This is a genomic window from Nostoc sp. UHCC 0251, from assembly GCF_034932245.1.
GTDB lineage: Bacteria > Cyanobacteriota > Cyanobacteriia > Cyanobacteriales > Nostocaceae > Nostoc.
In genome coordinates this window covers 1-8,778 of the sequence record NZ_JAYGHD010000115.1, presented here as the reverse complement: position 1 = coordinate 8,778, position 8,778 = coordinate 1, and the positions used below count along the sequence as shown (strand labels likewise).

Below are 8,778 nucleotides of genomic sequence, written 5' to 3'. Positions count from 1 at the left end.
TGCCAAATTGTTCAGGCTAGTTGCCACATCGGGGTGTTCATCCCCCAGCAGACGTTTTCTTATGGACAAAGCTTCGATGTACAAAGGTTCGGCTTCGCTATACCTTCCCTGTGAATCGTAGAGGAATGCCAAATTGTTCAGGCTAGTTGCCACATCGGGGTGTTCATCCCCCAGCAGACGTTTTCTTATGGACAAAGCTTCGATGTACAAAGGTTCGGCTTCGCTATACCTTCCCTGTGAATCGTAGAGGAATGCCAAATTGTTCAGGCTAGTTGCCACATCGGGGTGTTCATCCCCCAGCAGACGTTTTCTTATGGACAAAGCTTCGATGTACAAAGGTTCGGCTTCGCTATACCTTCCCTGTGAATCGTAGAGGAATGCCAAATTGTTCAGGCTAGTTGCCACATCGAGGTGTTCATCCCCAAAACGTTTTCTAACAACTGATAAACTTTGTTCACGCCAAGTTAAAGCTTGCTCGTAGACCCCTTGACCTTGGTAAAATATACCCAAGCCGACAAAAGGCCAGATTAAATCATCATCTCTTAACCAAGCTTGGTAAACTGTAGCAGTTCCGGCAAGGTGAGGGATGGCAAAAGTCGCTTGAGCAATTTCTATCAATGTGGGTGTCTCAGAAATATCTTTTGCTATGGCTACCATTGCTTGACAAAAGCCGCGCTTGAGTTCATCCGCTTCTGCTAACTCTTCTAATTTCTGTCGTAATAATTCCTGAATGCGTTCGTGAACTTGGTAGGTGTCATCTGCCAATTCTTGCAGCAGATAACGCTCAACTAAAATAGTACAGTTAGCTTTGAGGTCAAATTCCAAATGGCTAGCACGTGCTGCTGATTCTAGCAAAGACCAGGGGATAGGAGCCAAAGCAAATAAACTCACCAAACAAGCCAATTTTTGTGCTTCTGATTCCAAGCTTTGCCAATTCAAGTCAAAAGCTGCTGCTACACCAGACTCGCCTGCTGATGCTTGCTTCTGTAGCCGTGCCAGGATGTCTGCTAACATAATTCTCTCCCTGGCTTACGGCAGATAGCCGCTATTTGGTAAAGTCCAATGGGTATATAATCCACATGTTCACAAAGTATTTTTGCTTTATCTGGCTCCTGTTTAACTAAATCTTCTTCCAATAGTTTTGCTAATAATTCTAAAGCTGCATCTGCTGACAATTTACCTAACGGCAGTGATGGATATGTTAACCCTGTGTTTTGACGAGTAGTAATTAACACCTTAAACCGAGAACCTTTAGGTGGTAGATAGAGTTGAATTTGCTTCCAGTCTTTGACATCATCAAATATCAATAAAACTTTACCAGCTTGCCAATTCTTCCAACAATAAGCAACTTGACCTGCTAGGCTTAATCCATCCGGTGGATTGAAGTTAGGTAAATTCACAACTCCAAACTCTACTAACTGGGTTCCCAAATCAATACCTTGGGGATTTAACCAACAACACCCGCCAGAATAATCTTCCAAATATTGCCACGAGTATTGAATAGCTAACTCTGTTTTACCCACGCCACCTTGTCCAGTCACATCGCTAATTACCACAACATCATTTGCTTGCAATAGCTGATGCAATTGTTCTATTTGCTCATCCCTGCCAACAAACTTACGAGCTTGACTCTGTGGGATATTATGCGGGATATCAAACGGATTGAAATGAGATTTTTCAATATCTCCATCCCAACTGCGGGAATAAAAATAAGTCGGCAGTTGTTTTTTATCTAAACTGGTAAATCGCTGCTTAACTGCCTCAGTAACTTCCCTCATATTCGGGGGAAAAGTCCCATTAGCTGCGGCAAAAGCCTCCCGCACAGCTTGAGAAAAGTATCCTGTTTTATTTTCCGAATTTACCTTAGCTTGCTCTCCTTCTCGCGTAGCCAGTAAGACAAATTGTTGACTATCTTGCTTTGGCTGTCCACTCAGAAAAGCTTTGCCACCTAAATTAGTTGGTCTTCCCTTCGACTCTAAAACATAATTGGCACAGGCATCAATAATACAAATATGATTCCGAATCTGAAATTTATCGGAACCCAACAAAACTAATAAAGAATTTAAATCTAAATTCTGCCAATTCTGTTTATTTGCATCAGCACAAAGCAACCGACGCTCTCGTTCTGAGGTAATCAAACCATGTCCCGCCCAAAAAATGTAGAGTAAATCCCCCGACTTTGGGGATAAAAAGTTAGTCACAATGTCGGAGATATTTTGCTCTGTTGCTAACTCTACAGTTAACCCACATTCCCCAATTAACTGATGATTTTCTTCCAGTGCTGACAAACATAACCGGATATTCTCTTTCGGTACACCGTGCATATGCAGCCAATGAGCAAATTTCAGCGCGTCATCGGCTGGCCCTCCACCTGGCACGTTCCAAGCAGTTTCGTGGTACTTTTCAATACCTACAATTAACCCAAATGTGCGATCGGGTTTAGCCATCAACTGCATGATGACTTAGCCTCTCACGTTATGGGAAAAATGACCTAACCCCCCAGCCCCCTTCCCTACAAGGGAATGGGGAGCCAAACTCCCCTCTGGGCTTCGGAGAGGGGTTGGGGGAGAGGTTCTTCTACGATTACTGAATTGGCTTTCTAGATACCGTAAAAAGTAAACCATTATGGCAACCTCGAAATAATCGCCTCCCAGGTTTTAGCATTTGTCCAATAAGCACCGTGGGAACGGGGAAACGGTTGTCTACTATCCACTTGCACATCCTGCACGCGATCAGGGAAAATTCTATTACCCACGTAACTGAGAAAATCCCGTAAATCGTAGATATTCAACCATTGCGGGAAATGCTCTGGCAATAACTGCCCATATTCTAAGCTGTAGAGGGCGTTAATCTCATATAAAAATGGTGCTTGGGAACCAACTGTTACCAATAATTCCACCTGAGACAACTGCTGCTGCACTAGCAAATCTACACAAGCGATACCTCCCAAACTATGGGCGATTAAAACCACTGGCGGTTCTGCTTGGGCAATTTGTTCTTGGATAAACGCCCTGATTTTTTCACCCCGCGTCTGATACAACAAAATATCACCAGGCATAGGGGAAATTTTATCAGTTAACTCAAGGCGGTTTCCTCTGACATAATTTGTTCCGCCGTGCTGTGCTAGTGCAACAAATGGCTTTAATAACCAGCCACCTAATCCTAATTCCGCCTCTCCCAAAGCCAGAGTCAGCAATTCCACAACTTCATCGCGCAATTGGGCATCGGTGAGTATGGGGGGAAATTTTTCTTGCAGTTCGCTAATAAACATTGCTTGAGCCACAACTGCTCTAGCTATTAGTGCATAATATTCACTCAAATCAGATTCGGAAACAGTGAGCAATGCCTGATGATACGGTTCACTCTGGATAACCGCCTCTCGTGCTGGCTCAAATACCTCTGCAATTCCCGCCTCTTGCAACTTAGCTTCCAGTTGAGATCCCGGAGTGAGACTGGCTACACGAGATTGTAAAACATCCCCTGGTTCTTCCCCAAAGGGATTTCCTGACTCAATAGGTTTCAAAGACAACAGCCGTAATTCATACAGAGGATCGCGGTATAATTTCCCCCACAATACAATATCTGCGTCTTCTTCTCCTTGAAATAAAGCCAGTGTCGCATTCTCCAAGGGTACTGATGCGCGATTATCATTGAACTTTGCACCTAATGCACCCCAAAGGCAGGGAGAAACTTTGATGTCAGGACGTTGGGCGTGAATTTTTTGCTCAATTATCTGAAAGGTTTCGTTGTATTCTCGTTCCCTAATGCCTGTGCCATGTACAAATATTACAGTGGTCATTGTGATAAGGCGGGCTACGCCTATGCAAAGCTTTCCTCTGTATTATTCCTTACTACTTTACGCGGTATGCAACTTTCTCTCAAACCTAACCCCCAACCCCTTCCCTACAAGGGAAGGGGAGCAAAACTTAAAGCCTCTCTCCGCTTGCCTAACGGCAGGCTAACGCCAACGGGGAGAGGTTTGGAGAGGGGTTTGAAGAATAAGTCGCACATCGCGTTACTTTCTCTGACACAAGTTGACTTCATTCACTTGGTTTATTAAATACTTCTAAAATCTGTCGGCAAATTTGTTTGAGCTTTTCCTCGATTTCATCAGAAGGCGAAGATGCGCCGACAACACTCCAGTTTTCTACCGTAGAAAGTCGCCACGCTTCACCGCGATGATCGAATCCAGCTACCTCCACACCGATCGCACGCCGGGAATTATTGATGGGATCTTGATAAAATCGGATTTGAATTAAAATACTACGACTTCGCCAAGATTTGCTGATACCAGGAAAGTGAAAGCCAATATCTATAGAATCTGGATCGACTAACTCCCTGGTTTCCGGGTCATTTTTCCAGGGTTTGAGATCAGATTTGGCATCAGGAAACTCGAATTTGAACAAATTAACCACCGTAGCAATGTTGCTGGCGAGTTCAAGGTTCGTTGCCTGTTCAGCTGCGTTCACTAAAAAACACTCCTATATTGTGTCGGCATCTGGGGAAATGTGAAGACAGAAAAATCGCCAGAAGGCTGATCATATTGGTGTTTCAGCTTATCAAGACCTTTGAGATTTCGCAACTCTAAATCATATTTTCCTAACAATCCTGGTTGCTAACAGATGCCAAAAATCGTTTCTTGTTGGGACTGGCTAACACCTATTAAGTAATCATACTTAAAAAATCCTTAAAAGCAGATGAAACTCTGCCGTTTGGAAAAAATATCAAGATTTTCTGCAAAATCCTTGGCTGACAAGAACGATTGACTGCGCTAGCGATCTAAAATGACACTGTGAATCGGTAAACCAAAAGCAATTAAGTTCAATATATGGTGCGTCAACGCTCGATTTTTTCATTTTTACTAGTACTATTGGCCACATTCCTGATTAGTTGTGGTAGCCCTGATGTTGCGATCGCACCTCCGACTTACACAGCAGTACAACTTGAAAAAATTCAGGCTTATGTTCCTGAAATTCAGGCTGTGCGCGATCGCTCAGAAGAATTGACAACCCTGATTAAAAAAGGTGATTGGATCAATGTACGTAACTTTATACATGGCCCAATAACGGAAGCAAAGCTGAATCTGACTTATGTAACTCCCAACCTTCTACCCAAAGACCAACCCACAGCACGTCAAATAACCCGAGATTTTTTTAAAGACCTGGTTAAACTCGATAAAGCTACTAGTGCTGGCAATCCTCTAGTTGCTTTGAATCAATCCCAAGCTGCTTTTGCAGACATTGACAAATTCCTCGATCTGCTTCCTAAAACCAGCAGTAAAGCAGAGGCAAGTTAAGCGCAAGCTAAGATGAACTGAGGGGAATGAGGAGGATGAGGGAGAGTAAAAATTACTCCCCCTGTTCCCTCATCTCCCGAATCTCCCCATGTTCGCCTCAAACAGCAATGAGTCATGTAGTTATTATCGGTTGTGGTGTAGTTGGGGCTGCGATCGCCTATGAACTTAGTCAAGTAAAAGGGCTAAAAATTACAGTTTGCGATCGCCAACCACCAGCACAAGCTTCTACGGGTGCTGCACTTGGCGTTTTGATGGGCGTAATCAGCCAAAAAATCAAAGGCAAAGCTTGGCAGATGCGGCAAACTAGCATCCAACGCTATGAAACTTTGATTCCTGAACTAGAAGCTTTAACAGGTCGTAAAATCCCCTTTAATCGCCAGGGAATTCTCAGTCTTGGTTTGGAAGAAGAGAATTTAGCAGTATGGGAAAAACTGGTAGAAGTTCGCCACTCTCAAGGCTGGCATTTAGAAATATGGGACACGGCTAAACTCAAAAATATCTGTCCTCAAGTTAATCACGAAAAAATTACTGGTGCTGTTTATTCTCCCCAAGATCGCCAGATCGATCCAATTGCTCTGACATTAGCTTTAGTTGAGGCTGCCCAGCAAAATGGTGTAACTTTCAAATTTGGTGTGGCTGTTTTGGATGCCCAAACCTCACCACCTGAATCTTCCCCGGAATTTTGCAATCAACTTGAGACTACAGAAGGGAAAATAGCCGCAGATTGGTTTGTAGTCGCAGCAGGGCTAGGTTCAACACCACTGACGGCAAAATTAAATCAGATAATTGATATCCGCCCTGTACTTGGGCAAGCATTGCAAATGCTTGTGGGGCATCCGTTAGGCAATCCAGACTTCCAACCAGCGATAACGGGTAACGATGTGCATATTGTTCCTGTAGGCGGTGGAGATTACTGGGTAGGCGCAACAGTAGAGTTTCCCAGCAATGGCGATGAGATATCGCCAAACCAAGAACTATTGGAATCTGTTAGAAAACAAGCGATCGCATTTTGCCCAGAATTAGCCACAGCAACTATTCTCCGCACTTGGTCGGGTTTACGTCCCCGTCCTGAAGGTCGCCCAGCCCCAGTTATTGGGAAGTTACCAGGATTTAGTAATGTCCTCCTAGCTACCGGACACTATCGCAACGGCGTTTTGCTAGCACCCGCTACAGCTTATGCAATTCGTGAGATGATTATTTCTCAGGGAATGGGGAGTGGGGAGTAGGGAGTGGGGAGATGAGGGGGATGAGGGAGCAGGGGAGGCAGGGGAAGCAGGGGGAGAAAGAATAACTAATGCTCAATGCCCAATGCCCAATGCCCAATGCCCAATGCCCAATTCCCAATGCCCAATGCCCAATATAGGAATATAGCGTGTCAATAACAGAACATAAAATCAATGTAGATTCACTGGAATGGTTTTATCGAGAATCTTTACCAATCGGCAGAACTGACTTAGCGCCTGTGTTGTTGTTACACGGCTTAGTTTCGCAAAGTTATAGTTGGCGTAATATTATACCTGCTTTAGCGAATCAGGGTACAAGAGCGATCGCTCCAGATTGGATTGGTTATGGCTTTTCTGCAAAACCAGAAAAACGAGATTTTGCCTACACTCCCGATGCTTTTATCACAGCTTTAGAAGGATTTATTAAAGCGCTAGAACTTGAACATTTTTCTTTAGTTGTCCAAGGATTTTTAGGTTCTGTAGGATTACAATACGCCTTGCGTCATCCAGAACAAATTGCCAATATAGCTATTTTAAATACACCAATTTCAACTGCTGCCAAATTACCCTGGAAAATTAAACAAATGGGTTTACCTTTGGCAGGTGAAGTTATGACCCAAGACCCCCTATTAGTTGACCGGACGCTAGAAGGTGGAAGCCGTTATCGTATAGGAGATAAGGAATTAGATGTTTATCGAAAACCATTTTTAAAAAGTTCTTCATCTGGGCGGAGTCTCTTATCAAGTATTCGCAATTTACAGCTTGATTCAGCAATGAAAGAAATCGAATCTGGCTTTAAAGAATGGCAACAGCCAATTCTCATTCAATGGGGTATGATTGACCCTTGGTTGCCCGTAGACATTGCCGAAAATTTTGCCAAATCCGTACCAAATACCGAATTAATAAAACTTAATAACGTCGGACATTATCCCCAAGAACATTACCACGAGGCGATTTTAGAAGACCTTTTACCATTTGTGCGTCGGAAAGATACTCATTGACAATATACTTTTGGCAAAAATCGATATTATAAAAATGAAACCACAGATAAATCATCGGTATTTATCTGTGGTAAAGAAATTAATTCTGGATTTTTGCCAGACTTATAATGTTATTCCAGCCTGCATTTGTGAGCTTTTTATTAACACTAAAAATGTATCACATTCACACTGATGGAGTTTAGGATTAATGGCTTATTCATGGTTTAAAGCATTTCATATTGTCGGATTTGTAGTTTGGTTCGCTGGTTTGTTCTACTTGGTACGTCTTTTTATCTATCACGTTGAAGCGAATCTTGAACCTGAACCAGCGCGAACGATACTGAAAAATCAGTATCAAATTATGGAAAAGCGCCTCTACTATATCATCACTAACCCAGGAATGTACGTGACGATCGCAATGGCGATCGGTTTAGTAAGCACTGAACCGGATGTTTTAAAAGAGGGTTGGTTGCATATAAAATTGCTGTTTGTTGCCATTTTAATTGGCTATCATCATTACTGCGCTCGGCTGATGAAAAAGTTAGCAGTAGATGAATGTGGCTGGAGTGGTCAGCAATTACGTGCTCTAAATGAAGCACCCACAGTTATGTTAGTAGCGATCGTGTTGCTGGCTGTGTTTAAGAATAATCTACCTACAGATATCGCTGCTTGGGCTATTTTCGCCATGATCATTTTCATGGCAGTAACTATTCAACTGTATGCCAAAAAACGCAGGCAGGATAAAGAAAAGCTTACGGCACAGATAGGGCAACCACAAGAACAAAGTTAGACAAAGTTGCTGTATCACACAAAGTAGGGACGCACAGTTGTACGTCCCTAGCACTGCATCACAACAAAAAATGCTACCAATTAACCACTACCTCATCCTGGAAACGTTTTCAGTAAATCATCCCCAGGAATTACGCTAGTGTAAAAAGTATATTTGCGATTAGCGACATAACGGCGGTCTTGTTTAATAATCGCCATAAACTCTCTATGTCCCTGGCGAGTCCGTCCCACTAAACAACCCGCACTAGCAAGGCGAATATCATTCCGGGGATAATCAAAGCCGTAGTGCTGATTCACATAAAAATTATCACCTGTATCAAGTTTGTCGCCAGTCCGTGTAAAATCTTTATTGAAATCTCTACAAACAGTTATATCTCCAACTTGCACTAATGCTTCGTGAGGCTCTGCTGTGCCGTGGGTGCCAACAGCCCAAGCTTTGGTTGAGTCGATGGGGGATATTATTCCCCGCACCTCTCAGTTAGATCCGTGC

9 protein-coding genes and 1 pseudogene are annotated in these 8,778 nt (G+C 43.2%); 5 read left to right on the top strand and 5 right to left on the bottom strand.

Annotation, left to right across the window (positions count from 1 at the left end):
* The 4 genes from VB740_RS14190 to VB740_RS14175 all read right to left on the bottom strand — a co-directional run.
* Nucleotides 1–1,014 (bottom strand): tetratricopeptide repeat protein (locus tag VB740_RS14190; protein ID WP_323200628.1); only part of this gene is annotated, 1,014 nt, incomplete at its 3' end.
* Nucleotides 1,008–2,456 carry an NB-ARC domain-containing protein,Caspase domain-containing protein gene (locus tag VB740_RS14185; protein ID WP_323200627.1) on the bottom strand — a complete coding sequence of 483 codons (1,449 nt, stop codon included), beginning with the start codon at nucleotides 2,454–2,456 and terminating at the stop codon, nucleotides 1,008–1,010. The genes VB740_RS14185 and VB740_RS14190, both read right to left, overlap by 7 nt.
* A 167-nt stretch (nucleotides 2,457–2,623) precedes the next feature.
* Nucleotides 2,624–3,799 (bottom strand): hypothetical protein, encoded by a 1,176-nt coding sequence (locus tag VB740_RS14180; protein ID WP_323200626.1) that lies wholly within the window; start codon nucleotides 3,797–3,799, stop codon nucleotides 2,624–2,626.
* Between the two features lie 241 nt (nucleotides 3,800–4,040).
* Complete coding sequence (locus tag VB740_RS14175) at nucleotides 4,041–4,469, bottom strand: hypothetical protein (protein WP_323200625.1); 429 nt, start codon at nucleotides 4,467–4,469, stop codon at nucleotides 4,041–4,043.
* Nucleotides 4,470–4,828: 359 nt separating this feature from the next.
* On the opposite strand from VB740_RS14175, the gene psbQ reads away from it, so the two are divergent.
* The 5 genes from psbQ (at nucleotide 4,829) to hemJ (ending at nucleotide 8,289) form a co-directional block, all read left to right on the top strand.
* A complete protein-coding gene (gene psbQ, locus VB740_RS14170) occupies nucleotides 4,829–5,296 on the top strand; it encodes a photosystem II protein PsbQ (RefSeq protein ID WP_323200624.1) in 468 nt (155 codons plus the stop codon).
* A 107-nt stretch (nucleotides 5,297–5,403) separates the two neighbouring features.
* A complete protein-coding gene (locus VB740_RS14165) occupies nucleotides 5,404–6,522 on the top strand; it encodes an FAD-dependent oxidoreductase (protein ID WP_323200623.1) in 1,119 nt (372 codons plus the stop codon).
* Nucleotides 6,512–6,667: a histidine kinase gene (locus VB740_RS14160; protein WP_323200622.1), complete on the top strand. Its 156-nt coding sequence runs from the start codon at nucleotides 6,512–6,514 to the stop codon at nucleotides 6,665–6,667. Before VB740_RS14165 ends, VB740_RS14160 begins: the two co-directional genes overlap by 11 nt.
* 1 nt (nucleotide 6,668) lies before the next feature.
* Entirely contained in the window at nucleotides 6,669–7,520 is an 852-nt protein-coding gene (locus VB740_RS14155) for an alpha/beta fold hydrolase (protein WP_323200621.1), read from the top strand.
* Nucleotides 7,521–7,707: 187 nt separating this feature from the next.
* Nucleotides 7,708–8,289, top strand: coding sequence for a protoporphyrinogen oxidase HemJ (gene hemJ, locus VB740_RS14150; RefSeq protein WP_323200620.1), 582 nt, complete (start codon nucleotides 7,708–7,710; stop codon nucleotides 8,287–8,289).
* A 92-nt stretch (nucleotides 8,290–8,381) separates the two neighbouring features.
* On the opposite strand, the pseudogene VB740_RS14145 reads toward hemJ, so the two are convergent.
* Nucleotides 8,382–8,726 (bottom strand): annotated as a pseudogene (locus tag VB740_RS14145) (peptidoglycan-binding protein); the annotation flags it as partial.
* Nucleotides 8,727–8,778 lie beyond the last annotated feature (52 nt).

Coding starts and splice junctions, on each gene's coding strand:
- psbQ (WP_323200624.1), top strand. CDS start 4,829: ATGGTGCGTCAACGCTCGATTTTTTCATTTTTACTAGTACTATTGGCC.
- VB740_RS14185 (WP_323200627.1), bottom strand. CDS start 2,456: ATGCAGTTGATGGCTAAACCCGATCGCACATTTGGGTTAATTGTAGGT.
- VB740_RS14180 (WP_323200626.1), bottom strand. CDS start 3,799: ATGACCACTGTAATATTTGTACATGGCACAGGCATTAGGGAACGAGAA.
- VB740_RS14165 (WP_323200623.1), top strand. CDS start 5,404: ATGAGTCATGTAGTTATTATCGGTTGTGGTGTAGTTGGGGCTGCGATC.
- hemJ (WP_323200620.1), top strand. CDS start 7,708: ATGGCTTATTCATGGTTTAAAGCATTTCATATTGTCGGATTTGTAGTT.